Origin of the sequence: Nocardia sp. NPDC050799 (genome assembly GCF_040654015.1) — a bacterium.
Taxonomy (GTDB): Bacteria; Actinomycetota; Actinomycetes; order Mycobacteriales; family Mycobacteriaceae; genus Nocardia.
Genome location: NZ_JBFAHF010000022.1, coordinates 75,991 through 101,955, shown reverse-complemented (window position 1 = coordinate 101,955; position 25,965 = coordinate 75,991). Strand labels below are relative to the sequence as shown.

The 25,965-nt window shown below is 66.8% G+C and carries 21 protein-coding genes and 2 tRNA genes; 16 read left to right on the top strand and 7 right to left on the bottom strand.

The window, feature by feature from the left end; genetic code table 11:
* Nucleotides 1-39: 39 nt before the first annotated feature.
* The 9 genes from dnaA (at nucleotide 40) to AB0H42_RS22570 (ending at nucleotide 14,509) form a co-directional block, all read left to right on the top strand.
* Nucleotides 40-2,265 carry a chromosomal replication initiator protein DnaA gene (dnaA, locus tag AB0H42_RS22610; protein WP_357058707.1) on the top strand — a complete coding sequence of 742 codons (2,226 nt, stop codon included), beginning with the start codon at nucleotides 40-42 and terminating at the stop codon, nucleotides 2,263-2,265.
* A gap of 220 nt (nucleotides 2,266-2,485) precedes the next feature.
* Nucleotides 2,486-3,070 (top strand): putative glycolipid-binding domain-containing protein, encoded by a 585-nt coding sequence (locus tag AB0H42_RS22605; protein WP_357058704.1) that lies wholly within the window; start codon nucleotides 2,486-2,488, stop codon nucleotides 3,068-3,070.
* Nucleotides 3,071-4,646: 1,576 nt separating this feature from the next.
* Nucleotides 4,647-5,822 (top strand): DNA polymerase III subunit beta, encoded by a 1,176-nt coding sequence (gene dnaN / locus AB0H42_RS22600; RefSeq protein ID WP_357058702.1) that lies wholly within the window; start codon nucleotides 4,647-4,649, stop codon nucleotides 5,820-5,822.
* A gap of 184 nt (nucleotides 5,823-6,006) precedes the next feature.
* Nucleotides 6,007-7,221 carry a DNA replication/repair protein RecF gene (gene recF, locus AB0H42_RS22595; RefSeq protein ID WP_357058700.1) on the top strand — a complete coding sequence of 405 codons (1,215 nt, stop codon included), beginning with the start codon at nucleotides 6,007-6,009 and terminating at the stop codon, nucleotides 7,219-7,221.
* Nucleotides 7,222-7,569: 348 nt separating this feature from the next.
* The gene (locus tag AB0H42_RS22590) at nucleotides 7,570-8,136 is read left to right on the top strand and encodes a DUF721 family protein (protein WP_357058697.1); all 567 of its coding nucleotides are present in this window, start codon (nucleotides 7,570-7,572) and stop codon (nucleotides 8,134-8,136) included.
* Nucleotides 8,137-8,444: 308 nt separating this feature from the next.
* On the top strand, nucleotides 8,445-10,490 hold the full coding sequence (gene gyrB, locus AB0H42_RS22585) for a DNA topoisomerase (ATP-hydrolyzing) subunit B (RefSeq protein ID WP_357058695.1): 2,046 nt from the start codon (nucleotides 8,445-8,447) through the stop codon (nucleotides 10,488-10,490).
* Nucleotides 10,491-10,557: 67 nt separating this feature from the next.
* The gene (gene gyrA / locus AB0H42_RS22580) at nucleotides 10,558-13,059 is read left to right on the top strand and encodes a DNA gyrase subunit A (protein ID WP_357058693.1); all 2,502 of its coding nucleotides are present in this window, start codon (nucleotides 10,558-10,560) and stop codon (nucleotides 13,057-13,059) included.
* Nucleotides 13,060-13,098: 39 nt separating this feature from the next.
* On the top strand, nucleotides 13,099-14,253 hold the full coding sequence (locus AB0H42_RS22575; protein WP_357058691.1) for a DUF3566 domain-containing protein: 1,155 nt from the start codon (nucleotides 13,099-13,101) through the stop codon (nucleotides 14,251-14,253).
* 182 nt (nucleotides 14,254-14,435) lie between these two features.
* A tRNA-Ile gene (locus tag AB0H42_RS22570) sits at nucleotides 14,436-14,509 on the top strand.
* Nucleotides 14,510-14,809: 300 nt separating this feature from the next.
* Here AB0H42_RS22570 and AB0H42_RS22565 read toward each other — a convergent pair.
* A complete protein-coding gene (locus AB0H42_RS22565; protein ID WP_357058689.1) occupies nucleotides 14,810-15,460 on the bottom strand; it encodes a TetR/AcrR family transcriptional regulator in 651 nt (216 codons plus the stop codon).
* Between the two features lie 256 nt (nucleotides 15,461-15,716).
* On the opposite strand from AB0H42_RS22565, the gene AB0H42_RS22560 reads away from it, so the two are divergent.
* Nucleotides 15,717-16,994, top strand: a complete 1,278-nt coding sequence (locus AB0H42_RS22560) for an oxygenase MpaB family protein (protein ID WP_357058687.1) — start codon at nucleotides 15,717-15,719, stop codon at nucleotides 16,992-16,994.
* Nucleotides 16,995-17,085: 91 nt separating this feature from the next.
* Nucleotides 17,086-17,158: transfer RNA gene (locus AB0H42_RS22555), tRNA-Ala, on the top strand.
* 9 nt (nucleotides 17,159-17,167) lie between these two features.
* Here the strand turns inward: AB0H42_RS22555 and AB0H42_RS22550 are convergent.
* Entirely contained in the window at nucleotides 17,168-17,473 is a 306-nt protein-coding gene (locus tag AB0H42_RS22550) for a helix-turn-helix domain-containing protein (RefSeq protein ID WP_157119916.1), read from the bottom strand.
* 65 nt (nucleotides 17,474-17,538) lie between these two features.
* Here AB0H42_RS22550 and AB0H42_RS22545 point away from each other — a divergent pair, with 65 nt between their 5' ends.
* Entirely contained in the window at nucleotides 17,539-18,531 is a 993-nt protein-coding gene (locus AB0H42_RS22545) for an NAD(P)-binding domain-containing protein (RefSeq protein WP_357058764.1), read from the top strand.
* A 27-nt stretch (nucleotides 18,532-18,558) separates the two neighbouring features.
* On the opposite strand, the gene AB0H42_RS22540 is transcribed toward AB0H42_RS22545, so the two are convergent.
* Together AB0H42_RS22540 and AB0H42_RS22535 are read right to left on the bottom strand one after the other, a co-directional pair.
* Nucleotides 18,559-19,092 (bottom strand): helix-turn-helix transcriptional regulator, encoded by a 534-nt coding sequence (locus AB0H42_RS22540; RefSeq protein ID WP_357058685.1) that lies wholly within the window; start codon nucleotides 19,090-19,092, stop codon nucleotides 18,559-18,561.
* 156 nt (nucleotides 19,093-19,248) lie between these two features.
* The gene (locus AB0H42_RS22535) at nucleotides 19,249-19,890 is read right to left on the bottom strand and encodes a class I SAM-dependent methyltransferase (RefSeq protein WP_357058683.1); all 642 of its coding nucleotides are present in this window, start codon (nucleotides 19,888-19,890) and stop codon (nucleotides 19,249-19,251) included.
* 112 nt (nucleotides 19,891-20,002) lie between these two features.
* On the opposite strand from AB0H42_RS22535, the gene AB0H42_RS22530 reads away from it, so the two are divergent.
* A complete protein-coding gene (locus AB0H42_RS22530) occupies nucleotides 20,003-20,302 on the top strand; it encodes a cold shock domain-containing protein (protein WP_357058681.1) in 300 nt (99 codons plus the stop codon).
* Here AB0H42_RS22530 and AB0H42_RS22525 read toward each other — a convergent pair.
* Both AB0H42_RS22525 and AB0H42_RS22520 read right to left on the bottom strand, forming a co-directional pair.
* Nucleotides 20,299-20,808, bottom strand: coding sequence for a thioesterase family protein (locus AB0H42_RS22525; RefSeq protein ID WP_357058679.1), 510 nt, complete (start codon nucleotides 20,806-20,808; stop codon nucleotides 20,299-20,301). The two genes, AB0H42_RS22530 and AB0H42_RS22525, sit on opposite strands and share 4 nt — an antisense overlap.
* Nucleotides 20,809-20,895: 87 nt before the next feature.
* Complete coding sequence (locus tag AB0H42_RS22520) at nucleotides 20,896-21,801, bottom strand: oxygenase MpaB family protein (RefSeq protein ID WP_357058678.1); 906 nt, start codon at nucleotides 21,799-21,801, stop codon at nucleotides 20,896-20,898.
* A gap of 875 nt (nucleotides 21,802-22,676) precedes the next feature.
* On the opposite strand from AB0H42_RS22520, the gene AB0H42_RS22515 reads away from it, so the two are divergent.
* Nucleotides 22,677-23,771: an ATP-binding cassette domain-containing protein gene (locus tag AB0H42_RS22515; protein ID WP_357058676.1), complete on the top strand. Its 1,095-nt coding sequence runs from the start codon at nucleotides 22,677-22,679 to the stop codon at nucleotides 23,769-23,771.
* A 59-nt stretch (nucleotides 23,772-23,830) separates the two neighbouring features.
* Complete coding sequence (locus AB0H42_RS22510) at nucleotides 23,831-24,625, top strand: ABC transporter permease (protein ID WP_357058763.1); 795 nt, start codon at nucleotides 23,831-23,833, stop codon at nucleotides 24,623-24,625.
* 7 nt (nucleotides 24,626-24,632) lie between these two features.
* Here AB0H42_RS22510 and AB0H42_RS22505 read toward each other — a convergent pair whose 3' ends face one another.
* A complete protein-coding gene (locus AB0H42_RS22505) occupies nucleotides 24,633-24,839 on the bottom strand; it encodes a hypothetical protein (protein WP_357058674.1) in 207 nt (68 codons plus the stop codon).
* Nucleotides 24,840-25,026: 187 nt separating this feature from the next.
* Here AB0H42_RS22505 and AB0H42_RS22500 point away from each other — a divergent pair, with 187 nt between their 5' ends.
* Complete coding sequence (locus AB0H42_RS22500; protein ID WP_357058760.1) at nucleotides 25,027-25,908, top strand: rhomboid family intramembrane serine protease; 882 nt, start codon at nucleotides 25,027-25,029, stop codon at nucleotides 25,906-25,908.
* The last annotated feature ends 57 nt before the right edge of the window (nucleotides 25,909-25,965 follow it).

Genomic DNA, 25,965 nt, shown 5'->3' with positions numbered 1-25,965 from the left:
CGTCTGCGCCGAGCAACCGACTCCCGGGGAGGACACTGGATGGACGACGAGCAGAACGTACTGGCCACCGTGTGGCCGGAGGTGGTCGGGGAGTTGACCACCGGTTCGCCCGACGGCGCCATCGGCGCGGTGACCCGAGCTCAGCAGGCGTGGCTGAAACTGGTCAAACCGTTGATGGTCGTCCAGGGCTTCGCGCTGCTCTCGGTCCCCTCCTCGCTCGCTCAGGAAGCCATCGAACGTGACCTGCGCGAACCCATTCTCCGGTCGCTCGGCCGCCGGCTCGGACCGCAGGTGGAAGGTCTCGGGGTCCGAATAGCCGCGCCCCTGCCCACCGGAACCGACAACGGTCCCGCCCGGCACGCCCGGATGACCAGTCGGCCGGAGCCGGCCGCCCGGTCCGACCATTTCGGCAACGGCCGTTCCCGGCCGGCCCCGTCCGCTTTTCCCGCGACCGGCCCGGCCGAGACCTCATGGCCGGCCGAAACCCCGCGCGACACCGAGGGCGGTGAGTACCCGGGCCGCGGATACCAGCCGGAACCCGTATTCCCGCGCCCCGCGGAGGTCCCCGGTGAGCCGCGTTTTCCCGGCCGGGGCTTCTCCCACGAGGCCGAACTGCCGCTGACCGGCGAACTGCCCCGCAATCCCCCACTGCCGCGCACCACCGATCCACTGCCGGGGGAGGCGCCGCGCCGGCCCACCCTGCCCGAGCTACCGCACGGGGGAAGCTTTCCTTCCGGTCCGGCGCGACCCCGCGACACCGAGGACCCGATACGGGATTCCTACCCGGCACCACGGTCCTACCCGCGCGAATACACACCGCCCGCGGACTATCCGCGGGACACCGGATACGAGCGGGATCGGGAATATCCGCCCGCGGAGTATCTCGACCCTTACGCGGGCAGCCGCGGCGATATCGCCGACCCGGTGACCAGCGGCCGGGAGCGTGGTGCGCCATCGGTCCGGGACGGCGGGTCCGACTTGGATCCGATGCTGCCACGACGCGCCGCCCGCCCCGCTCAGGAAACCCTGTTCCCGCCCGACCTCGCTCCCGGTGATCTCGCGCCGCGGGACGGGGTGCGCGATACCGATCGCGACAGTTTGCGCGAGAGTGTCCGCGACCCGGGGGTCGATCCGGAACCCGACGTGCACCTCGAGGACGAGAAGGTGGTGAACGTCCGGGACTCCTGGCCCACCTTCTTCGCGAAATCCTCGGGCGCCGGGGATACGGCGAAACCGTCGGCCAGCCTGAACGCGAAGTACACCTTCGAAACGTTCGTCATCGGCGCGTCCAATCGCTTCGCGCACGCCGCGGCCGTCGCCATCGCCGAAGCTCCGGCCCGCGCCTACAACCCGCTGTTCGTCTGGGGTGCCTCGGGGCTCGGCAAAACTCATCTGCTGCATGCCGCCGGCCACTACGCCCAGCGGCTCTTCCCTGGGATGCGGGTCAAATACGTCTCCACCGAGGAATTCACCAACGACTTCATCAACAGCCTGCGGGACGACCGGAAAGTGGCGTTCAAGCGCCGCTACCGCGAGACCGACATCCTGCTGGTCGACGATATCCAGTTCATCGAGGGTAAAGAGGGGATTCAGGAGGAGTTCTTCCACACCTTCAATACCCTGCACAACGCGAACAAGCAGATCGTGGTGTCCTCGGACCGGCCGCCCAAGCAGCTGGCCACGCTGGAGGAGCGGCTGCGCACCCGCTTCGAGTGGGGCTTGATCACCGATGTGCAGCCGCCCGAACTGGAAACGCGTATCGCCATTCTGCGCAAGAAGGCGCGCATGGACCGCCTCGATGTGCCCCACGATGTCCTGGAACTCATCGCCAGCCGGGTGGAACGCAATATCCGCGAGCTCGAGGGCGCACTGATCCGGGTGACCGCTTTCGCGTCGTTGAATGGGCAGCCGCTGGATCAATCGGTGGCCGAGGTGGTGCTGCGCGATCTCATGCCCGAATCACAAGATGTGGAGATCACCGCGTCCACGATCATGGGCGTCACGGCCGAGTACTTCAATACCTCGATGGACGAGCTGACCGGCCCGGGTAAGGCCCGGCCACTCGCCCAGGCCCGGCAGATCGCGATGTATCTCTGCCGGGAACTCACCGATCTGTCGCTGCCCAAGATCGGTCAGGCGTTCGGGCGCGACCATACGACGGTCATGTACGCCGAGAAGAAAGTCCGCAAGGAGATGTCGGAGCGCCGCCGGGTGTACGACCAGGTCCAGGAACTCACCGCGCGGATCAAACAGCGCTCCCGCTGACCGTCGCGTACACGCCGTCGCCGGCAGCGGTTCTCACGGGGGATCGAGGCGATATCTTCGTCCGGCCAGGTTCGGGTGGTGACCTGTTCGCGCGGCCGGCGGTGCCGTGCGTATCGGCAATCGGCCGCACCGGGTGCCGATGAGGAGAGCCGGGACGACCCGGAACTCCGAGCGTGGAGCCGAACCGGCGGGCGGCCGACGGTTCGGGAGAGGGGCAGGGATGTCGTCGTTCGCCGAGCTACCGGCAACCGCGGCGTGGTCGCATCGGGACGCCCGGTCGGGTTTCGAGGTCGTTCACCTGCGGCAGGATGACGACGGTCATCACATGGACGGCTGCACCACCGCCGTCGAGGACGATCAGGCCTGGTTCGTGCGCTACGAGATCGCGGTGGATTCGGGCTGGGTGACCCGCGCCGCGCGCATCACCGGCCGGTCGCCGACCGGGTGGCATACCGTGCTGATCCAGTCGGACGGTGCCGGGCGGTGGCTGATCGACGGTACAGCGGCGCCGAATCTGGACGGCTGCCTCGACGTGGACCTGGAGTCCTCGGCGATGACCAATATGCTGCCCGTCCACCGCCTCGGGCTACCCGTGGGTGGCCGCGCCGCGGCGCCCGCGGTCTACGTCCGCACGACCGATCTCTCCGTGAACCGCTTGGAGCAGGAGTATCGGCGCACCGCCGACGACGGCAGCCGGCAAAGCTACGAGTACTTCGCGCCCGCATTCGATTTCGCCTGCCGGTTGGTCTACGACGCATCGGGCCTGGTGCTGAGCTATCCGGGAATCGCTACCCGCGTCGCCTGATCAGCCGTTACCGCTCCGGGGTGGGCGCCCTGGCCACGTTGCGCGCGACTTTCGGTTATCGCCGCTTTCGGATCGAGAACGCCCACATCGGGAACATTCGTTTCCGGTCCGTGGGGCCCATGTGCGAGCCGTGACACCCGTGCGGCGGGACTGTCGACTACCCCGTAGGTCCGTGCGAGCGAGCCGGTAATCGGGACCGTCCGGCCATCCGCCGATCTGGTCGCGAACGCCGGGCGGACGACCCATCACGCCCTTGCGGCGGGCCACTCGCCGAGGCCGTGACTTCCGGCTCGCGGGCCGGAACCGGAAGTTGTTCCGCCGCAATCCGCTTGGCGGACCGGACGAATCACCCGTTTTCCCGCTGCCCGGGCCGGAGCCGACGGACGTCGGCGTGTCGGAAGCATCCACAGGTGTGTTGCTAACAGCCGGTGGAGGCTCTGAACTGGGAATTTGTGCTATCCACACCTGTGGATTCCCCAGGTTGTCCACCGGTCCATCCACAGGATCGGAAGGGTGTTGGGGGCAACTTGTCCACATGCTGTTTATCCACAGTTTCCACAGGCGATTTCGTCCACAGCTACTGAACAGCGATGTTCCGGTCAGAGGGCTGGGGACAACCTGTGGATTCCTCGAGGAATCCTCGAGGAATCCACAGGTTGTCCACGGATTCATGCACAGTGTGCACAACTGGCCGGAATCTGGGGACCAAGTTGGGGACGAGCTGTGGACGCGGTGTGGACAACAAAACCTGTCCACAGCCGCCCTCGATTCATCCTCGAGTTATCCCCTGGCCATCCACAAGCGGACACGCAGTGTGACCTGGGGAAACCAGCGGAATCCACAGTTTCCACAGGGCCTATTACTACTCCTGTTCTTCATCTAGAAAATTTCTCTTCAAAACAGGCTGTGTGGACAAGTCTCGAGCGGACCGCGCCACCGCACAGAGCCGGAAGCAGACAGGGACAGCGAGGGAGACGCACGGGAGCGGAGCGATCGCATCCAGGAGCGGCTACCCACTGCCGGACAGATCCTCCGATCTGTGCGAGCCGGAATCGCTCCTTGCCCACTGCGGCGCTCGCATCCCTGTACTCCGGCGTTCGCGCAACGGTCCGGCCCGCACCGCATGCCCCGTCCGAAGATCCGGAACCCCGCAACCGGATGCGGAGTTGTCCACACCGCTACCGTGGGACAACTGTGGATACGGCCACACCCACGGGTGCGCGCGAAGATCGGCCACCCGGCGCCCGGACGTTCCGCAGCGGCCGCATCCGCCGGTTCATCCACAGCTGTACACAGCTGATCGGCCCAGGCGGCGGCGATACGACTCGATCCGCCCGCCCGGCCTGGCCGGGGCACCGCCGGACGACGTATCCTGCACTCGGAGGGGCAGCCGACCGCGTAGCTCGAAACGGGGTACGGTCTGATGTCGGCCGCTTGTGCCAGACTCCTGGGGCGGCCGGTCCGGATTTCCGGCCGCCGCATCGACCGCCGCGCCGGTGGCGGAGTCGGCACAGCGGGATACACGGGGGCAGCACAGCCGTCGATCCACACTGAACGGGAGAGGACACCTCGGGCGATGGACCTTGCAGGCATGAAGTTTCGGGTCGCGCGCGAGGATTTCGCGGAGTCGGTCGCCTGGGTGGCGCGCAGTCTGCCGTCTCGCCCGCCGGTCCCGGTACTCGGCGGAGTCCTGCTGGTCGCGGACGAGGACGGCCTGACCGTCTCCGGGTTCGATTACGAGGTCTCCGCGCAGATGCGGGTCGCCGCCGAGGTCGCCGGTCCCGGGCGCGTCCTGGTCTCGGGCAAATTGCTGGCCGATATCACCAAGGCGCTGTCCAACAAGCCGGTGGACGTTTCCGTGGACGGCACCCGCGTGCTGATCCAGTGCGGGAGCGCCAAGTTCTCGCTGCCGACCATGCCGGTGGAGGACTATCCGCAACTGCCGGAGGTGCCACAGTCGAGCGGGGAACTGGCGGTCGAGGTGTTCGGTGAGGCAGTCGGCCAGGTGGCCGTCGCGGCCGGCCGCGACGACACGCTGCCCATGCTGACCGGTATCCGGGTCGAGATCGAGGGGCCACAGGTGGTCTTGGCGGCGACCGACAGGTTCCGGCTCGCGGTGCGGCACATCCAGTGGCAGCCCGCACGCACCGATATCGAGACCGCGGTGCTCATTCCCGCCCGCACCCTGTCCGATGCCGCCAAGACGCTGGGTGCCTCCGATCGGCCGGTGCAATTGTCGCTGGGGTCCGGAGCGGGCGCCGACGGGCTGCTGGGCATAGTCAACGGTGGTCGGCGGACCACCACCCGGCTGCTGGATGCCGAATTCCCCAAGTTCCGCCAGTTGCTCCCCAAGGAGCACACCTCGATCGCGACGTTGGAGGTCGCCTCGCTCACCGAGGCGATCAAGCGTGTCGCGCTCGTGGCCGAGCGCGGTGCCCAGGTGCGGCTGGAATTCTCCGGTGAAGGCCTGCTGTTGTCGGCGGGCGGTGACGACGCCGGCCGGGCCGAGGAATGGCTCACGGCCGATTTCCGGGGCGAACCGCTGACCATCGCCTTCAACCCCGGCTACCTGATCGATGGTTTGTCCGCGCTGCGTTCCGAGCGGGTCACCTTCGGGTTCACCACGCCCAGCCGCCCGGCTGTGCTGCTGCCCGCCCGCGAGGAGGAACCGGAGCCGCTCGATTCCGGTGCGTATCCGGCGCTGGAGAGCGACTACATCTACCTGTTGATGCCGGTCCGGCTCCCGGGCTGAGCGGGCGTGGGTTCGGTAACGACGAACCGGCGCACCTCCACCCGGTACCGCCGGTGTCGGTGTACCGTGCCTGCGGTGGCGGTCGGTAGCGATACCTCCGCAAACCAGCGCCGCGACCTGCGCTCTCCCCAGTTATCCACAGCTGTGGATAACTGGGCTGTCATTCCCCGGATGGTGTGAGCAGGTGCATATCCGTGCTCTGACCTTGCGTGACTTCCGATCCTGGGAGCACGCTGAGATCGAGTTATCCACAGGCCCTACGGTTTTCCTGGGGGCGAACGGTAACGGTAAGACCAACCTGCTCGAAGCGCTGGGCTACCTGTCCACATTGGGGTCGCACCGGGTCTCCACCGACGCACCACTCGTCCGGGCCGGCGCCGAACGTGCCCGGATCGGCGCGAACGTGGTGCATCTGGGCCGCGAATTGCGGATCGATGTCGAACTCAACCGCGGCGCGGCCAACCGGGCACAGATCAACCGGTCCCCGGTGCGCCGGCCGCGGGAGATCCTGGGCATTCTGCACACCGTGTTGTTCGCTCCCGAGGATCTGGCCCTGGTCCGGGGCGACCCGGGGGAGCGTCGTCGTTTCCTGGACGAGTTGTGCACTGCGCGGCGCCCCGGTCTGGCCGGTGTACGCGCCGATTACGACCGGGTGCTGCGGCAGCGTTCGGCCCTGTTGAAAACGGCGGGCCGGTCCGCGCGGGCAGATCTGGGCACGCTGGATGTCTGGGACGGGCACCTGGCGGCTCATGCGTCGGTCCTGCTTGCGGAGCGGTTGAGCCTGGTCCACGAACTCCATCCACATCTGGCCCGCGCATACGCGGCTCTCGCGCCGGAGTCACGGCCGGCGGCGATCGGGTACCGTAGCGGCGCGCTGCCGGCCGAGCTGCTCGATCCCGGCCGGCCGCCCGAGCCCGGGGACCCGGCCCTGCTGGAGGAGATCCTGCTGCGTGAACTCGTTACGGCGCGGGCGAAGGAGCTCGAGCGAGGTGTCTGCCTGGTCGGTCCGCATCGGGACGAGCTGGAGTTGATGCTCGGCGAAACCCCGGCCAAAGGTTTCGCCAGTCACGGGGAGTCCTGGTCGTTCGCGCTGGCGCTGCGGCTCGCGGCGTTCGAACTGCTCCGAGCGGACGGGGCCGAACCGGTCCTCTTGCTCGACGATGTTTTCGCCGAACTCGACCGGCGTCGCCGCACCGCACTGGCCACCGTGGCGGCGGCCGCCGAGCAGGTGCTGATCACCGCGGCCGTCCCCGAGGACGTGCCCGCCGAGCTGATCGGCACGATGTTGCGGGTGACGACCTCCGGTGATCCGGAGCATCGGATATCCGGTTTCGCGACGGACCGCCCGGTCGCCGATGGTGACCCGCCCGCGGCGGTGGCCGGTGGTTCGCCGGGATGAGGGACACGCGCCCGTCGCCGTCTTGCATGCGCGCCGGGCCGTTCGTAGAGTGAGCCGGTACGCCGGGCCGTTATCCCCCGTCCGGTATTGGAATCCAGTTATCCACAGCCTGTGGATAACTCATTCGACCAGGTCGTCGCCCCGTACCCCGGACGGCTGCCCGGTCCATTCGGTGACAACCGGCACCGGCACCCGAAATACCAGCTCTGAGCTGCGGATTTTCCCGATGGAGCGGCCTTTGTGGCGATCCTGGCGGTGCGGTGTCGAGCGGAAGTTCCCGGATGTGCACAGCCTGAGGAAAAACCGGTCGAACCTGGGGATAACTCGCACCGGTGAGTGGGAGCAGCGATGACCGACCAGCCGGGAACGCCTGGTGCCGCAACGCCCCCGACCGAACCGGAGTTGCGCGGGGTCGACCTGGCCCGCCGGGCGCTGGAGGAGGCTCGGGCGGCGGCGCGCGCCAGCGGTAAATCCGTCGGCCAGGGACGCTCTTCCCCGCGCCGCGGTCTCCGTTCCGGTGCCCGCCGCCGCAGCGGGTGGTCCGGTCCCCGTCCCGACGACCGCGATCCGCAGCCGCTGTCCAAGCTCGCCACCTCGATCGCGCGCAGTCGCGGCTGGTCCACCAAAGTCGCCGAGGGCACAGTGTTCGGGCACTGGTCGGGTGTGGTCGGGGAGGACATCGCCGCCCATGCGAAACCGGTCTCTCTCGAGAACGGGGTATTGAGTGTCGCGGCCGAGTCCACGGCCTGGGCCACACAGTTACGTCTGCTACAGGCGCAGTTGCTCGCGAAGATCAACGCGGCGGTGGGGCCCGGGGTGGTGCGTTCACTGCGGATCTCCGGGCCGACGGCGCCGAGCTGGCGCAAAGGACAACGTCATATCAGGGGCCGCGGACCCCGCGATACCTACGGTTAGAACCCGGTTTCAGGTGGAACGCGACCTCGGGTTCACCGCCCCCGCGCCTCAGTGAACTCTCAGGCCGAATCTGATGCTTCGAAACGCTCGCATCGCGAGGGGACCCGTGCCGGTCCGATTTCTCGCACCCAGGAAGCCGTCAGGGGTGTCGCAGGTGCACTGTAAGTTGGGCCGCGAAGTAGGATGGAACTGTAAATCAGCGGCGATACCTTCGGCGCGTTACGTGCAGCCCTCTGATCGGTCCCGGGCCCACGTGCGCTGTCCCACCGCCGTCCCGGGGATCAGCAAGTAAGGAGAGCTACCGACCAGTGGCTGCCAAAGACTCCAAAGCATCAGGCTCGAGCGCATCGGAAAAGCAGGACTACGGTGCCTCCTCCATCAAGGTCCTGGAAGGCCTCGAGGCGGTGCGGATGCGCCCGGGCATGTACATCGGCTCCACGGGTGAGCGCGGTTTGCACCACCTGATCTGGGAGGTCGTGGACAACTCCGTCGACGAGGCGATGGCCGGCCACGCCACCAGGGTCGAGGTCACTCTCCTGGCCGACGGCGGTGTCCAGGTCGTCGACGACGGCCGTGGTATTCCCGTCGCCATGCACGCCCAGGGCATCCCGACCATCGAGGTCGTCATGACCCAGCTGCACGCCGGCGGCAAGTTCGACTCCGATTCCTATGCCGTGTCCGGCGGTCTGCACGGTGTCGGTATCTCTGTGGTCAACGCGCTGTCCAGCCGGCTCGAAGCCGAGGTGGACACCGACGGTTACCACTGGAGCCAGACCTACAAGGACGCGGTCCCGGGGCAGTTGATCCAGGGCGAGCCGACCAAGGCCACCGGAACCACCATCCGGTTCTGGGCCGATCCCGCGGTCTTCGAGACCACCACCTACAACTTCGAGACCGTATCGCGGCGCCTGCAGGAGATGGCCTTCCTGAACAAGGGCCTGACCATCGTCCTGACCGACGAGCGCGTCAGCGATATCGAGATCACCGACGAGGTGGTCAGCGACACCGCCGAAGCGCCCAAGCACGACGACAACGGCGAGAAGCCCGCGGCCGAGCCCAAGGTGAAGACCCGCACATACCACTACCCGGGCGGTCTGGAAGATTTCGTCCGGCACATCAACCGGACCAAGCAGCCGATCCACAACTCGGTCGTCTCGTTCAACGGCAAGGGTCCCGGGCATGAGCTCGAGATCGCGATGCAGTGGAATTCCGGCTACTCCGAGTCGGTGCACACCTTCGCCAACACCATCAACACCCATGAGGGCGGCACCCACGAAGAGGGCTTCCGCGCGGCGCTGACCACCGTCGTCAACCGGTATGCCAAGGAAAAGAAGCTCCTCAAGGAGAAGGACGGCAACCTCACCGGTGACGATATCCGCGAGGGCCTGGCCGCCATCGTCAGCGTCAAGGTGAGCGAGCCCCAGTTCGAGGGCCAGACCAAGACCAAACTCGGCAACACCGAGGTGAAGTCGTTCGTACAGCGGTCGTGCAATGAGCATCTAGCGCACTGGTTCGAGGCCAACCCGGCGGATGCCAAGACCATCGTCAACAAGGCGGTGTCCTCGGCACAGGCCCGGGTCGCGGCACGGAAGGCCCGTGAGCTGGTCCGGCGCAAGAGCGCGACCGATATCGGTGGCCTTCCGGGCAAGCTGGCCGACTGCCGGTCCAAGGACCCGAGCAAATCCGAGATCTACATCGTCGAGGGCGACTCCGCCGGCGGCTCGGCCAAATCCGGCCGGGACTCCATGTACCAGGCGATCCTGCCGCTGCGCGGAAAGATCATCAACGTCGAGAAGGCGCGTATCGACAAGGTCCTCAAGAACGCCGAGGTCCAGTCGATCATCACCGCTTTCGGCACCGGCATCCACGACGAGTTCGATATCGCCAAACTGCGGTACCACAAGATCGTGCTGATGGCCGACGCCGATGTCGACGGCCAGCACATCTCGACGCTGCTGCTGACGCTGCTGTTCCGCTTCATGCGGCCGCTCATCGAGCACGGTCACGTGTTCCTGGCGCAGCCGCCCCTGTACAAGCTGAAATGGCATCGGATCGAGCCCGAGTTCGCCTACTCCGATCGGGAGCGCGACGGGCTGCTCGAAGCCGGTCTGGCGGCCGGTAAGAAGATCAACAAGGACGACGGTATCCAGCGGTACAAAGGTCTCGGCGAGATGAACCCCAAGGAACTGTGGGAGACCACCATGGACCCCTCGGTCCGGGTGCTCCGTCAAGTGACGCTGGACGACGCGGCCGCCGCGGACGAACTGTTCAGTGTCCTGATGGGCGAGGATGTGGCGGCTCGCCGCAGCTTCATCACCCGTAATGCCAAGGACGTCCGCTTCCTCGACGTATAGGGCGGTCCGCCCGCAGCGCCCACGCGCGCGGTGACCCGCCGTATTCCGTCAGTACCTAGGAGATTGCATGACCGACACCACCCTGCCGCCGGAGAGCGCGGGTGACCGGATCGAGCCGGTCGATATCCAGCAGGAGATGCAGAACAGCTACATCGATTACGCGATGAGCGTGATCGTGGGCCGTGCGCTGCCCGAGGTCCGTGACGGCCTCAAGCCGGTGCACCGCCGGATCCTGTACGCGATGCACGACAACGGCTACCGGCCCGACCGCAGCTACGTGAAGTCCGCCCGGCCGGTCGCCGACACCATGGGCAATTACCACCCGCACGGCGACTCGGCCATCTACGACACCCTGGTCCGCATGGCTCAGCCGTGGGCGATGCGGTACCCGCTGGTCGACGGCCAGGGCAACTTCGGCAGCCGGGGCAACGACGGCGCCGCCGCCATGCGGTACACCGAATGCCGGCTCACCCCGCTGGCCATGGAGTTGTTGCGGGAAATCGACCACGACACGGTCGATTTCATCCCCAACTACGACGGTAAGACCCAGGAACCGGTAGTTCTGCCCAGCCGGGTGCCGAACATGCTGATGAACGGCAGCAACGGCATCGCGGTCGGGATGGCGACCAATATCCCGCCGCACAATCTGAACGAGCTGGCCGCGGCGATCTACTGGATTCTCGACAACCACGAGGCCGACGAGGAAGCCGCCCTCGCCGCCTGTATGGAACGGGTGAAGGGCCCCGACTTCCCGACCTCCGGTCTGATCGTCGGTTCTCAGGGCATCCACGACGCCTACACCACCGGTCGCGGTTCCATCCGGATGCGCGGTGTGGTGGAAATCGAAGAAGATGTCCGCGGGCGCACCACGATCGTCATCACCGAACTGCCCTACCAGGTCAACACCGACAACTTCATCAACGCGATCGCCGAACAGGTCAAGGACGGCCGGATCGCGGGCGTCGCCGATATCCACGACGAATCTTCGGACCGCGTGGGTATGCGCATCGTCGTCACGGTCAAACGCGACGCAATCGCCAAGGTCGTACTGAACAACCTGTACAAGCACACCCAGCTGCAGACCAGCTTCGGTGCGAATATGCTCTCCATCGTCGAGGGCGTACCCCGCACCCTGCGGCTGGATCAGATGCTCCGGCTGTATGTGAACCATCAGCTGGAAGTCATCGTCCGGCGTACCCGCTACCTGCTCCGCAAGGCCGAAGAGCGGGCCCATATCCTGCGCGGTCTGGTCAAGGCGCTGGATCAGCTGGACGAGGTCATCGCGTTGATCCGCCGGTCGGCCAATACCGAGACCGCGCGCACCGGCCTGATGGGACTGCTCGATATCGACGAGATCCAGGCCACCGCGATCCTGGATATGCAGTTGCGGCGCCTCTCGGCGCTGGAGCGGCAGAAGATCGTCGACGAACTGGCCAAGCTCGAGGCCGAGATCGCCGATCTGAAGGACATTCTGGAGAAGCCGGAACGGCAGCGCGCGATCGTCAAGGACGAACTCGCCGAGATCGTGGAGCGCTACGGCGACGAGCGGCGGACCCAGATCATCTCCGCCGACGGCGATGTGGCCGACGAGGATCTGATCGCCCGCGAGGACGTGGTGGTCACCATCACCGAGACCGGGTACGCCAAGCGCACCAAGACCGATCTGTACCGCAGCCAGAAGCGCGGCGGCAAGGGTGTGCAGGGCGCGGGCCTGAAGCAGGACGATATCGTCCGGCACTTCTTCGTGACCTCGACCCACGACTGGTTGTTGTTCTTCACCAACAAGGGCCGCGTGTATCGGGCCAAGGCATACGAATTGCCGGAGGCCAACCGCACCGCGCGCGGGCAGCACGTGGCGAATCTGCTGGCCTTCCAGCCGGACGAGAAGATCGCTCAGGTCATCCGGATCAAGTCCTACGAGGACGCCGCCTACCTGGTGCTGGCCACGCAGAAGGGCCTGGTCAAAAAGTCGCGCCTGGTCGACTTCGACTCCAACCGCAGCGGCGGGATCGTGGCGGTGAACCTGCGCGACAACGACGAATTGGTCGGCGCCGTACTGTGTTCGGCCGAGGACGACCTGCTGCTGGTCTCGGCGCAGGGGCAGTCGATCCGCTTCTCGGCGACCGACGAGGCGCTGCGCCCGATGGGACGCGCCACCTCCGGAGTGCAGGGTATGCGGTTCAATGCCGAGGATGCCCTACTGTCGCTGAATGTGGTCCGCGACGGGACATACCTGCTGGTAGCGACCTCGGGCGGCTACGCCAAGCGAACCGCTATCGAGGAATACACCGCGCAGGGACGTGGCGGAAAAGGCGTATTGACGATCCAGTACGACATCCGGCGTGGCACCCTGGTGGGAGCGCTCATCGTCGATGACGACGACGAGTTGTATGCCATCACCTCCAGTGGAGGCGTTATCCGTACTGCCGCCCGGCAGGTGCGCAAGGCCGGTAGGCAGACCAAGGGCGTGCGATTGATGAACCTCGCCGAGGGCGATACCTTGCTTGCGATCGCACGTAACGCCGACGAGCCCGAGCAGATCGACGGCGGCGGTTCTCCCGAGCAGTAATCCCATATCGGCGGCAAAGAACGGATCCGAGGATTCCCATTGACCACTCCGAAACAGCCGAGCGACGAGCGGCAGCAGACGAACGGCGTGACCGAGCGGGTCGCCCCGTCCCCGATTTCGCCGCGCCCGACTCAACGGCCGGGCGAGGCCGCGGACCACGAACAAGCAGGTGGGCAGCCGGGCGGTAACCCGTCCGGCGGTTCGCCCGCTGCCGGCCCGCAGCCCGAAAAGCAGGAGCAGCAAGGCGAATTCGCGTCCGACTCGCGCAACGCCCCGGCGGACCGGAATTCCGGCCCGCAGGCCGGTGGCGGGCCGGGCGATCAGCAGGGCGGCGCGGGGAATCAGCAGGCCGGCAAGGGCCCCGAGGCGAACCGGTACCAGGAGGGCTGGTCGCAGCTGCCCCAGCGGGAACCGCAGTCGAACCTCTCACGGCCCGGCCATATGCCGGTGGGCGGCGCCCAGCGGTCGGTCGGCCTCCAGGGCGGCGGCCTGCAGGGCGGCGGCCTGCAGGGCGGCGGCCTGCAGGGCGGCGGCGGCCTGCAGGGCGGCGGGGGCCTGCAGGGCGGGGTCACCAATGCCCGCACCACCAGTGACCTGGCGGCCAAGGCGGCACGTAAGGAAGCGGCCATGGCCAAATCCGTTGGCTTGGACGGGCCGACGCGCAGTATCGCGCGTCCGGAGCTGGTGAAGGATATGCCGGATCTTTCCGAGATCCGGCATCCGCTACCCCCGGACCAGCCGCCCAATCAACCGCACAACCCGTACACACCGCCGCCCCCGCCTCCACCCGCGCCGGCGGCGCCGCGCGGGCTGCCGCAGGCGGTGCTCGGTGGAGAACCGTTGCGCGCCACCGTCCAGGTGCGCCGGATCGATCCGTGGTCCACGCTGAAGATCACCCTGGTGATCAGCGTTGCCATGTTCTTCGTCTGGATGATCGCCGTCGCGCTGCTGTACATGGTGCTCGCGGGTATGGGCGTCTGGGAGCGGCTCAACAGCACCTTCACCGATATGGTGTCCCCGGACAGCGGGTCGGTGGGGCTGATCGACGCGGGTACGGTCTTCGGCTACGCCGGGGTGATCGGGCTCATCAATGTCGTCCTGTTCACCGCGCTGGCCACGGTCGGCACGTTCATCTACAACCAGTGCTGCGATATGGTCGGCGGGATCCAGGTCACGCTGGCCGACCCGGACTGAATTCGGACAAAGCTGGAACGGCCGGCGCCCACATGTGGGCGCCGGCCGTTCCGCTTATCGGTCGAGCTTCGACGCTGATGCCCTGACCAGCTGTTTTGGTTGAAATCACGGTTTCCTGTAGTCTCTGTTCTCGGTCGTTGAACTACAGTTCTTGTGCGAAACTGAAGTTTGGTGAACCCCGCGGGTCTATAGCTCAGGCGGTTAGAGCGCTTCGCTGATAACGAAGAGGTCGGAGGTTCAAGTCCTCCTAGACCCACACTTGTACAAGAACCCAGCCCTCGAACCTTTCAAGGTTCGGGGGCTGATTCGTTTCCGGGCCGCCCCCGGGATACCGTCCGGTCCGGAATTGAGCTGTTCCGGTGTCACAGGACTAGGCTCGAGAGCATGAAATACGTTCTCACCATCGGTCTTGTCGCTGCGGTTCTCATCGGTATCAGCAAGCTGCGCCAGCGTGACGACGCCGACCTGTGGCACGAGGTCACCACACGCTGAACTCGTCCCGGGCGATGTTCGCCGTCGTTGCCACCGGACCCGGTGACAGCCGGGTCCGGTGTGATCACGGCCGGGCCAGCAGTTCGATGACCGAGTGCACCTGTTCGTTGGTCGGCGTCGGTAGATTGTCCCGGCCGTGGATCAACCCGAGTCCGATGTAGACCATCGCGCCCGCCCGGAGGCCGGCCTGGTTCTCGTCGAATCCCAGGTCCAGCATCGTCCGGTGGACCGTCTCGAACACCCGCTGGTCGAGGGTGCGTACCGCGTCGGCCACCTTGGGATTGCTGCGCGACCATTCCCGCACCGTGGTCTCCACGATCCAGTGCCGGTGGTCGACGAGCATGGCGGCCATCTTCTCGATCCGTTCCTCAACCGGGATCTCCGCGAAGCCGCCCAGCTCCCGGATCTTCTCGCTCTGTACCGCGCTCCAGCGGTCGGCCATTGCCGCCATGAGCTGTTCGATATCGTCGAAATGCCAGTAGAAGCTGCCCTTGGTGACGCCGAGCTCCTGGCACAACCGCGGGATCCTGATCGCCGCGATGCCTTCGCGGGACAGTAGCTCGAGCGCGCCGTCGACCCAGTCGTCGTAGGACAGCCGAGCGGTCCGCCGACGCCGGGTCTGTTGGGCGCGAGCCTTTTTCGATCGGGATCGTGGTGGCGCCGTCCGGTCGTCGGCGGGTTCGGGGTGCGAAGCCGTGGACGAACCCGCCGTCATCGGTTCGGCAGGTCAGCGCTGAGTCTCATACTCCGATGGTAGGGGAGGTGGCCGACGGCCTCGACGTATTCGCCCATCACGACAAATTGCCGGTCGTGCGCGTGGCCGTGTCTCTACCGGACATGTGCCGAATTGCCCGGCGCGATTTCCGTACCTTCAAGTACAGTATTTCAATACTTTTCGGTATGGATTGGGCCACGCGGCCCGTCCCGGGCCTGCCATCAGGCCCCGGGCGGCCCCGGTGAGGAGAGCAGCGATGTCGATACCAGCGGCGACACCGACCGGGGACGCAACGGACACCCAATGCCCGGCGGCCTTCCGTTACTGGCAGGCCCGGGACACTCCCGCGGTCAGGCGGGTCGAACGGGTTTTCCGGGCGGTGACCGGTTCGGCGCTGTTCCCGACCGATGAGCAGGCGCGGGCGCTGTGCGCGGATATGTTCACCGGCGACCCGGTCGCGGAACGGTTCGTCGCGGAGGTGATGCGCGGGGAGACCGGCCGGGAGCACAGCCGCCGGCTGCTGGACACCGCGCTGCGCGACGGTATCGGCGTGGTTCCCGACGCTCCCACCGCCATGCGCGAGCTGTTCGACGAGTTCGAGACGGTGCCCGACTGGGTCCGTCCGGAGCTGGTCGAACGCGGCGCCGCGGTCTGGCGGCGCTGGGGCACTGTGCTGTTCAGCTTCGCGGGTGCGGAGACGTTGGAGATGTACACCGAATCCGCGGTCGCGACACCGCTTTCGCTGGCCGGTGGTTACGCCGGGGACAGCGCGCTGCGTCGCTTCCTGGAGACCTGCCGGTTCTGGATGGACGTCTCCCAGCCCGGAGCGCTGCTGAGTCCGGGCTCGCCGGGGCGGGCCACCGCCCTGAAGGTGCGGATCATGCACGTCTCGGTCCGTACGGGCGTGCAACGGCATCCGGAATGGGAGATCGAGCAGTGGGGGCTGCCGATCAGCCAGACCTACCAGTTGCTGACGCTGATCGCCGGCAGCACGATCCCGGGACTGGGACTCTGGGCGCTGGGCTACCAGACGACCCCCGCGGAGTTCCGGGCGCTCCTGCATTTCCAGAAGTACATGGGTTACCTCCTGGGTGTCCGGCTCACGTGGCACCCGGAGACCGTGGCCGACACGCTACGGGTGATGGCGATGACGATGGTCGCTCGGGCGTACGACTCCGGTGTGCAGGGCGCCGAACTCATCGAGTCCTATCCCGCGGCGTTCGCCCCCCGCCCGGAGCAGCGGGGCCCGGCCCGGCTGCGGGCGCACTTCAACTATCGGATCAACTCGGCGTACTCGGCCCTGTACATGTTGCCCACCACCCGGCGCCGCTACCGGATGCCGGCGGCCTTCCCGTGGGTGCTCGTCCCCATTGCCAGAATCCCGCTGGTCACCGCCGTGGAATTCCTCCGCCGCGTGCCGCCGCTCGGCCGGGTGCACGAGCGGATCATGCTCTGGCACCGGGAGAACTGGTATCGCGAGCAGATGCAGGGCCGGGAAGCGGAGTTCGAGGCGACCGGCGCCCTGCGGCGCTGATCGCCGCCCCCGGGTATCCTTATTTGACGGTGTACGTGCCGGAACGCTAGTGTTTCGCAGGCGACTCGCGGCTCAGGCCGCACGGCTGCCCGGGGCCTTAGCTCAATTGGCAGAGCACTGCCTTTGCAAGGCAGGGGTTAGGGGTTCGATTCCCCTAGGCTCCACTCCGGCGATCAACAGGCGACTGCGGCCAGATGGCCGCGGTGCCTGTCTCCCCATTCCTCGAGCGGGCGCAGCGCCTCTGCGAGTTCCTCGCCGAGCGGGGTCAGCGAATATTCGACCCGCGGCGGCACCTCCGCGTACACCTCTCGCCGGACCACACCGCCGGCTTCGAGCTGGCGCAGATTCTCGGTCAGCACTTTCTCGCTCACCCCCGTCAACGCCCGGCGGATCTGGCCGAACCGCTGCGGGCTCGCGCCCAGGACCCACATCAGGTGCAGTTTCCACTTACCGCCGACCACATCGATGGCCAACGACATCCCGCACACTTGGTGATCCGCATCACTCACGCCGGCCACCTTCTCCTCCTGACCTCGTTACGGACCTGGCGGTAAGCAACTACATCCGCAGGTGCGTTCTTGTCCGACTCTACCCGCGTGACCAGCATCGGTATCGGCGCCGCAACCAGCTGAACCACAACCGAGAAGGACATCGAATGTCTCAGGAAAAGATCCGGTCCGTCAGTGTCATCGGGCTGGGGCCGATGGGCCGGGCGATGGTGCGGGCATTCCTCGCCGCCGGTATCGAGGTCACCGTCTGGAATCGCAGCGGTGACAAGGCCGAGGCGATGGTGGCCGAGGGCGCGAAACGTGCCGCGACCGTGGCCGAAGCGCTGGAAGCCAATGAGGTGACCGTGCTCAGCCTGACTCACTACGCGGCGATGTACGACGTACTCGGCCCGGTGGCCGGCAGCCTGTCCGGCAAGGTGATCGCCAATCTGTCCTCGGATTCGCCCGACAATGCGCGTAAGGGTGCCGCGTGGGTGCGTGAGCAGGGCGCCGAATTCCTCTCCGGCGGTTTCATGTCCGCGGGCGACAATATCGCGCACCCGGCCTCGTATGTGTTCTACAGCGGACCGCGGGAGGTCTTCGAAGCCCACGCCGAACTGCTGCGGCCGCTGAGCCCGCAGGAATACCTCGGGGTGGACGACGGTCTGGCGCAGGTCTTCTATCAGGCACTGCTGGTCGTCTTCCATCCGTGGATGCTCGCCTTCGACCAGGCGCTCGCCGTGATCGACCGCTCCGGTGTCGATATCGACCAGTTCCTGCCGTACGCCGTGCGGTCCAGCGAGGCATACCCGTTCTTCATGACCGAGTACGCCGCGGCGGCGAAGGCCGGTGGCTGGGGCGATCTCGCCGCCTTCAAGATGATGGACGCCGGAGCGCAGCACATCATCGATGCCAGTACCGAGGTCGGTGTGGATGCCACCCTTTCCCGTGCGGCACAGGGGTTGTGGCGCCGGGCGCGGAGCGCGAGCGAGCGGGCCGGCCGCCCGGTGCCCGTTTTCGAGATGATGCGCGGCGGCGACTCCGCATAGGGCTTCGGCCGGGCTCGGTCTCCGCCGTTACCCGCGGGGGCCGAGCTGCGGTGCCGGATTCGCCAGCCGCGCCTTCTCGGTGATCTCGGCGGCGTACTCCATATGGTCCACGCCTGGAAGCTGTTCCAGGGTCAGGTTTTCGATATCCCAGCGCGGCCGGGCGTCGGCGATGAACCGGATGGCGTCTCGGACGAAGCGCTCGCCGGCCGGTTTACCGATATGTGCCGACGGGGTGTACAGGCGGAGCCAGCCCAGCAGATCGGCTGCCGTGCCGTCGATTCCGGTGGCTTCCACGGACTCGTCGGCCGTGGAGGTATCCGGAAGCAGCAGGCTGGTCGGTGAGACGCCGAGCGCGACCGCCAGCGCGATCAGATCGTCCACGTCCACCCGGCGCTCACCCCGTTCGATCCGGGACAGGCCGAGCACCGGGATCGGCCGTCCGATGGCCTCGAGCCTGCGCGCCAGATCGGCATAGCCGAGGTTCATCCGATTGCGATACCGCAGGACGTTCGCGCGCACAGTATCGCCTGTGGGGCCGAGCGGGTTCTTCTTGATCACCACCTGACCAGGGTGGTCTATCGAAATGATGCAGTCAAATATCGTTTCGATGGAGCCATCGAGGGCGCAGTCGGCGGGCTTTCCGGGGTGAATTGATCAACCTGATATCTATCGAAATGATGTTGTGGAGCATCGTTTGGATAGAAAAGGTGGGTCCTATCAACTCGAGCGGGTCGCCATCAGGTAGGCCTGGGTGGTCCGCTCCCCGTCCTCGGCGCTTCGGTCGAGCCGCAACTCGACGGTGAAACCCGCCGCCGCGAGGGCACCGGCGAGCTCGTCGGTCGAGATGCGATGGAAGTCCAGCGATATGGCATACCCGTAGCCCTCGTCCAGATGCAGGACGTCGGTACCCGACTGGAAGGCCAGCAGCAGTTTGCCGCCGGGACGCAGTACCCGCCGGAACTCGGCGAGCACACCGCCGCGTTCGGCCGCCGGGATGTGGATGAGGGAATACCAGGCCACCACGCCGGCCCGCGAGCTGTCGGGGATATCGAGCGCGGTCATGGATCCCACCTCGAAGTCGATCTCCGGATGGGTGTTCCGCGCCAGTTCCACCATCGCCGGGGACAGGTCGATTCCGTGTACCCGGATCCCTTGCGCTGCCAGATGAGCGGCGATCCGGCCCGGGCCGCATCCGATATCGGCGACCGTACCCGAATCACCGACCGACTCGGCGAACGCGGCCAGTACCGCTCGATCCCAGAACCGCCTGTCCATTTCACCGGCCGCATGCTCGGCGTAGGCGGTGGCGATCGCGTCGTAACCGGCGCGGGTACGAGAGAGGAAACAGGATTCGGTCACCGGAAAGACAGTAGTGTCCGGGGCGAAACCCGACAGCGGTCGTGACGTTCGCGGTGTCGGGGCGTAGCTTTGGTGGTGTCGACCCTGCACAGACGAGGGAGAAGACCTGGTAATGCCTGCTACGGATTTCAGCGGGCCCGGGATCGACGGATCGGACTGGAGACGCGGGCGGGTCTTCTGGTTCGACTCGGAGAAGGGCTTCGGCTACATCAAACCCGACGACGGAACCGATCAGGTGTTCGTCGAGTATCGGTGCATAGAGACCGACGGCTACCGCACCCTGCACGCGGGCCAGCCGGTGCTGTTCGTCAGCACTGCCCGGCCCCGCGGGCACGAGGCGGTGACGGTCCGACCGGAGGCCGGCGCCGGGCTACCCGATACCGCCCCGGGCGGCGGGCAGAGCCGGCATTAGCGCCGGACTCGCATGGCGCCACAGACCGGGGCCGGCCAGTCCACCGCGGTGGGCGCCAGTTCCCGGTCGAGGGCGACCGCGATATCGGAGGCGAACGCCGCGGCCGTACGGCTGCGCAGATCGACGTGGACAGCGATGATCTCGAGGGTGCAACTGAGCTGCCGGGTGGTGTCGTTGACCAGTAGTGCCATGGCGTGTACGACCTTGTCCGAACGGTCGATTCCGCGTACGTGGATCGAAATCTGTTCGCCGATCCGGTTTTCGGAGTAGTACCGGATGTGGTGTTCACCGGTGAAGAACCCGGCACCCCGGGTGGCGCGGTATTCGTCGGTGATCCCGGCCCGTTCGAAGACCCCGGTCGCGGCCGATACACAGACCGCGAAATAGTGCGTGACGTTCATATGGTCGTTCTCGTCGCGGTAGGCCTCCGGGACCGCGATCGGGCCCAGCTCGCGGGGCAGCGTCACCACCTGCTCGTAGCTGGGAATCGAAATCGTCCCGGTCATGATCAGCTCCTCCTCGCCCCCGGCGAAGTGTATCGACACGGAGGACGGCCCCGGATCGGGATCCGGGGCCGTCGTCACCCCCTGGCTTCAAAGCGGCCGCACGTCGATGACCTTGCGCAGCCGCGCCTTGTCGCGTTCGAGCCTGCGGGCCTCGTAGGCGATGGGGAAGTACCGCAGCCGTTCCGGCAGCAACGGCACCAGCCGGGCGAGGAACCAGCCGAGGATCCGCAGTTTGCGCTCGTCGGATTCGCTCCAGGTGAGACCGAGTTTGCGGCGGGCCGCATCCGGCGTGGTGCCCACGGTGACGAAGTACTGCATCCGGCCGAACGGACCGGTCAGCACCCGCCACACCGGGTGCAGCGCCCCCGGCAGCTGGGTGGGCGGGGCGATGGTCCGGATGACCCTCAGGTAGTCCTTCGAGGTCTGGGTGGCCTCCAGATGGTTCTCGACCTGGTCGGCGAAAAATTCCTCGAAATCGGCGTAGGTCGCCGGCAGTTCCTTGGGTGGTACCGAGAAGTTACGCATCAGCTGCAGGGCTTCGCGGTAGTAATCCTCTTTCTCCGCCGCGGTGAGCGGACGTTTCGAGAAGTACTTCGCGTTCTCGGAGAAGGCGAAAGTGCCGGTGTGCAGCACCCAGGCCCATGGGCCGCTGGACAGCGCGGTGTGCCGGACGCCTTTGGCGTCGGTGGTGTTGAGGGTGGCGTGCATCTTGCGTAACCGGTCGGTCTCGCCCAGCGATTCCTCGCCGCCGTAGGTCCACATCATCACCGCCGAGAGGCTGCGCACCGCGCGGCCGATCGGGTCGGTGCGGAAGGTGGAGTGGGCATCGACCACCGCGGAAATGGTGGGTTCCATGGTCTGCAGGAGGAAGGCCGAGCCCGCGGTGAGGGAGAAGGTGATCAGGCCGGTCTCCTCCCAGGTCCGGGTACCGGGACCGAAGGGACGGCGCTCCACCGGAGCGTGCGTGTCGGTGGCTGCGACGGACGCGGTCATGCGGATCTCCCTTGATCTACTGCCTTGATCTGATGAGACGATGATACTGCAAACCTCTCACCATTGCGCCGAAGATTCGCGCGGTAGCCCGATCGGTGGCCGGAGAATGGGGCTCGGCAGCTGTGCGCGTCCGATGTTGGCGGAGCAAGGCGGTACCCGAAGAGGGGGAGCCGGGTCGGGTTGTCCGGTGACGGCAGAACCCGGATATGAGAGCGGGCCTCGGCGAAGGGGGGGAGTTAGCCGAGGCCCGCGTAAGGTCGGCCCGGGGGGGAGGGGCCGACGGAACCGATCCTACGCGATATCGCGAAAATGCGCGCATAAGGGGCCCAAGAGTTTCGAACTTTTTTCGGTGCAGATCACAGTGTCGCGCGAGGTCGGGGCACTATGGGTGAGAGGTTCCGGAACCGTTGCCGCTCAATGGAATTGACCCACCGTACCGGTGTATTCCGCCCAGTGGAACACGGGGTACGGGGGTTCTCGCCGAGCGCTGTCCGGCCGACTTGTCGGACCCCGGTGTCACTATGCCGCTGTGCACTGTGAGCGTGCGCACGGCCACCTCGACTGTCGTGCTCCGGAGCGGGATCGAGTAGCCGCGGAAACCGAATCGAGTAGTGCGCTGCGCGGGATTTCACGACCCGGAGCGACGGATACGAGAGCGATCGCATCCCGTCTCGACTACCCCGAGCGCGGCCGGCCCGGGACGGGACCTTGCGCAGTGCGGGGAGGGGGCCGGAGAACCGGATAAATCGGATGAAAACGTCGGTGGCCGCGACGATACTGCACTGTATCGGCCGGTGGCCGAAGCGCCTGAGGTCGGTGGCCCGCCACCGGCGATATACGACTCGTCCTTGTCGATCACTCAGTTCAGGAGAATCATGCCCGACGCAATAGTCGCCGAGGGTCTCGTCAAACACTACGGCCGCCGAGTGCGCGCACTCGACGGTCTCGATCTGACTGTGCCCGAAGGCACGGTCACCGCGCTGCTGGGACCCAACGGAGCCGGTAAAACCACCACCGTACGAGTGCTCACCACTCTGCTGGTGCCCGATGCCGGCCGGGCGACCGTCGCCGGGATCGACGTACTTGCCCGGCCGCGTGCGCTGCGCTCGCGGATCGGGGCCTCGGGACAGTACGCGGCGGTCGACGAATATCTGACCGGTTTCGAGAACCTGGAGATGGTCGGGCGGCTGTACCACATGGGCACGCGGCGCAGTAAGGAACGCGCGCGCGAGCTACTGGAGAGGTTCCGTCTCAGCGATGCCGCCGATCGCCCGGTCCGCGGCTATTCCGGTGGTATGCGCCGCCGGCTGGACCTGGCCGGGGCGCTGGTGGCCAACCCGCCGGTGCTGTTCCTCGACGAACCCACCACGGGTCTGGACCCGCGGGCTCGGCTGGACCTCTGGGATGTCATCGAGGAACTCGTCGCCGCCGGTACCACCCTGCTGCTGACGACCCAGTACATGGAAGAGGCCGACCGCCTCGCGGATGCCATCGCGGTCATCGACCGGGGCCAGGTGATCGCCCGCGGCACCGCCGACGAATTGAAGAGCATGGTCGGCGGCGACCGGATCGAGTTGACCGTCGATCACGCCGACAACCTGGCCGTGGCCCGGCGAGCGCTCGCGCCGCTGGCCGACGGCGATATCCATGTCGAACCCGGGCTGCGCCGGCTGGTGGTGCCGGTCAGCGACGGATCCCAGGCGCTGGTCGCCGCCATCGGAAAGCTGAGCGACGAGGGTGTGAAGATCCAGGACGTCGGGTTGCGCCGGCCCTCGCTCGACGATGTGTTCCTCACACTCACCGGGCACGAGGCCGAGGAAACGGCCGATGACGCGGGCGGAGACGAGCAGGGCGGAGAGGCCGGTGGCGGTGGGCGACCCGAAGCGCCCCCCGCAGCGGACAGACCCGACGGATCCGGTCCGGCGCGCGAAGTGGAAGCAATCGAGGCGATGGAAGGAAGAAGCAGATGACCGCGCTGGCGACCGTCGGCGGTATCGGGGAGAACCCCACCTTGGTAGAGCGGCTGTCCATGGTGGTCAGCGACAGTCTGACCGTCACCAAGCGCAATGTGATCAAGATAAAGCGAGTGCCCGACGTGCTGATCTTCAGCACCCTCTCGCCGATCATGTTCGTCCTACTGTTCGCCTATATCTTCGGTACCGCCATCAAGATCCCCGGTATGGAGGGCGGCTACCGCGAATTCCTGATCGCGGGCATCTTCGTGCAGACAGTGGTGTTCGGGTCCACGTTCACCGGGCTCAGCCTCGCCGAGGATATGCAGAAGGGCATCATCGATCGGTTCCGCTCGCTGCCCATGGCCCCATCCTCGGTGCTGATCGGGCGCACGGTCAGCGATGTGGTGATCAATGTGGTCAGCCTGGTGGTCATGTCACTGACCGGCCTGGTGGTCGGCTGGCGGATCCGCGGGTCGGTCGTCGACGCGGTCCTGGCCTACGTCCTGCTGCTGCTGTTCGCCTACGCGATCTCGTGGATCATGGCCGTGGTCGGCCTGATCGTGCGTACACCGGAGGTGTTCAACAACGCCAGTTTCATGGTGATCTTCCCGCTCACCTTCCTGGCCAACACCTTCGTGCCGATGGACGAACTGCCGACACCGCTGCGCGTTTTCGCCGAATGGAATCCGGTATCGGCGCTCACTCAGGCATCCCGGGAACTGTTCGGCAATACCGCCCCGCTCACCGCGGAATCCACCGCGTGGTCGATGCGGCACCCGGTGGCGACCACCCTGGTCTGGGTGGGCATCATCCTGGTCTTCTTCGTACCGCTGGCGCTGCGGCAGTACCGCAAGACCGTCAGCCGCTGAGCACAGGTCAGTCCGCGGTGGCTTCGGGATCGTCCGAGGCCACCGCGGCGCCGTTGCGCGTATAGCCGATCCGGGGCGGCGCCGGGGCCGGTTCGGGTTGTTGCGGGCGCTTGCTGCGCACCAGCCACGCGGTACCGCCCGCCGCCGCCACCGCGGCGGCCGCCAGCAACCGATAGCGCGAACGACTGGATGGACGCAGTGGCCTCGAGCTCATGGCTCAACTCTGGCACAGCCCGGCGGATAACGCAGACCGGCAGGTCAGGGCATCGCTGTCGAGCGAGGGTGCGGAACCGGCCAGCTACGGACCGCGGGCTCGCATGGCACGATGGGCTGGTGAGTACGACACGCCCGGCCAGGTGGCGAGCGCGCCGCGAAACAGCTCCGGGAACGAAGCGGAGGCCGTGGTGAATCCCCAGCAGCCCTCGACGCCGGCTCCGGTGTGTGTCCGGCACGCCGACCGCCCGACCGGTCTGTCCTGTACCCGCTGCGGACGTCCGGCGTGCCCGGAATGCCTGCGTCCCGCCTCGGTCGGTCAGCACTGTGTCGATTGTGTGCGCGCCGGTCAGCGCAGCACGCCGCAGGTGCGGACCGTATCGGGTTCGGCCGCCGCCCGCAGTTCGGTCCCGCTCGTCACCTACATCCTGATCGCGCTCAATATCCTGGTCTACGCCGTGACCGCGGCGCAGTCGCGCAGCGTGATGGAGAACGAGCGCGGATCGGCGCTGTTCGTGGATTGGGTCATGTACCCGCCCGCGGTGGCCGGCGGCGACTGGTTCCGCGTGCTCGGTTCCGGGTTCCTGCACTATGGGCTGATCCACCTGTTGCTGAATATGTTCGCGCTGTACATTGTCGGCCGCGATATCGAACTGGTGCTGGGCAGGGCCCGCTACCCGGCCGTATATCTCATCTCGCTGCTCGGCGGCTCGGCCGCGGTGATGCTGCTGGCCCAGGACAGTCTCACGGCCGGGGCCTCGGGCGCGGTGTACGGCTTGTTCGGCGCGATCACGGTCGTGCTGATCCGGTTGCGGCAGAACCCGAACAATATGTTGATCCTGATCGCGATCAACGTGTTCATCAGCTTCTCGCTACCCGGTATCTCGCTGTGGGGTCACCTGGGCGGTCTGGCCGCGGGCACCCTGGCGACGCTCGGCATCATGTTCCTGCCCGCCTGGGTGCGGGTTCGGACGCCGGAGCGGGCCCGGCTGGCCGGGGTGCTCGCGCTGGCCGCCCTGGCGGTGGTGGCCGTGGCGGTGATAGTGCTCGCGGCGGTTTCGCTGCGCTGAGCCGGACGTACAGCGCGGCAGCTCCGGCACGTGAGCTTCGCGGGTCCCGACATGTTC

Bases quoted from the DNA above. Each gene is read 5' to 3' on its own strand.
- dnaA (WP_357058707.1), top strand. From the start codon at position 40: ATGGACGACGAGCAGAACGTACTGGCCACCGTGTGGCCGGAGGTGGTC.
- AB0H42_RS22605 (WP_357058704.1), top strand. From the start codon at position 2,486: ATGTCGTCGTTCGCCGAGCTACCGGCAACCGCGGCGTGGTCGCATCGG.
- dnaN (WP_357058702.1), top strand. From the start codon at position 4,647: ATGGACCTTGCAGGCATGAAGTTTCGGGTCGCGCGCGAGGATTTCGCG.
- AB0H42_RS22590 (WP_357058697.1), top strand. From the start codon at position 7,570: ATGACCGACCAGCCGGGAACGCCTGGTGCCGCAACGCCCCCGACCGAA.
- gyrA (WP_357058693.1), top strand. From the start codon at position 10,558: ATGACCGACACCACCCTGCCGCCGGAGAGCGCGGGTGACCGGATCGAG.
- AB0H42_RS22565 (WP_357058689.1), bottom strand. From the start codon at position 15,460: ATGACGGCGGGTTCGTCCACGGCTTCGCACCCCGAACCCGCCGACGAC.
- AB0H42_RS22560 (WP_357058687.1), top strand. From the start codon at position 15,717: ATGTCGATACCAGCGGCGACACCGACCGGGGACGCAACGGACACCCAA.
- AB0H42_RS22550 (WP_157119916.1), bottom strand. From the start codon at position 17,473: ATGTCGTTGGCCATCGATGTGGTCGGCGGTAAGTGGAAACTGCACCTG.
- AB0H42_RS22530 (WP_357058681.1), top strand. From the start codon at position 20,003: ATGCCTGCTACGGATTTCAGCGGGCCCGGGATCGACGGATCGGACTGG.
- AB0H42_RS22525 (WP_357058679.1), bottom strand. From the start codon at position 20,808: ATGACCGGGACGATTTCGATTCCCAGCTACGAGCAGGTGGTGACGCTG.
- AB0H42_RS22520 (WP_357058678.1), bottom strand. From the start codon at position 21,801: ATGACCGCGTCCGTCGCAGCCACCGACACGCACGCTCCGGTGGAGCGC.
- AB0H42_RS22515 (WP_357058676.1), top strand. From the start codon at position 22,677: ATGCCCGACGCAATAGTCGCCGAGGGTCTCGTCAAACACTACGGCCGC.
- AB0H42_RS22510 (WP_357058763.1), top strand. From the start codon at position 23,831: ATGGTGGTCAGCGACAGTCTGACCGTCACCAAGCGCAATGTGATCAAG.
- AB0H42_RS22505 (WP_357058674.1), bottom strand. From the start codon at position 24,839: ATGAGCTCGAGGCCACTGCGTCCATCCAGTCGTTCGCGCTATCGGTTG.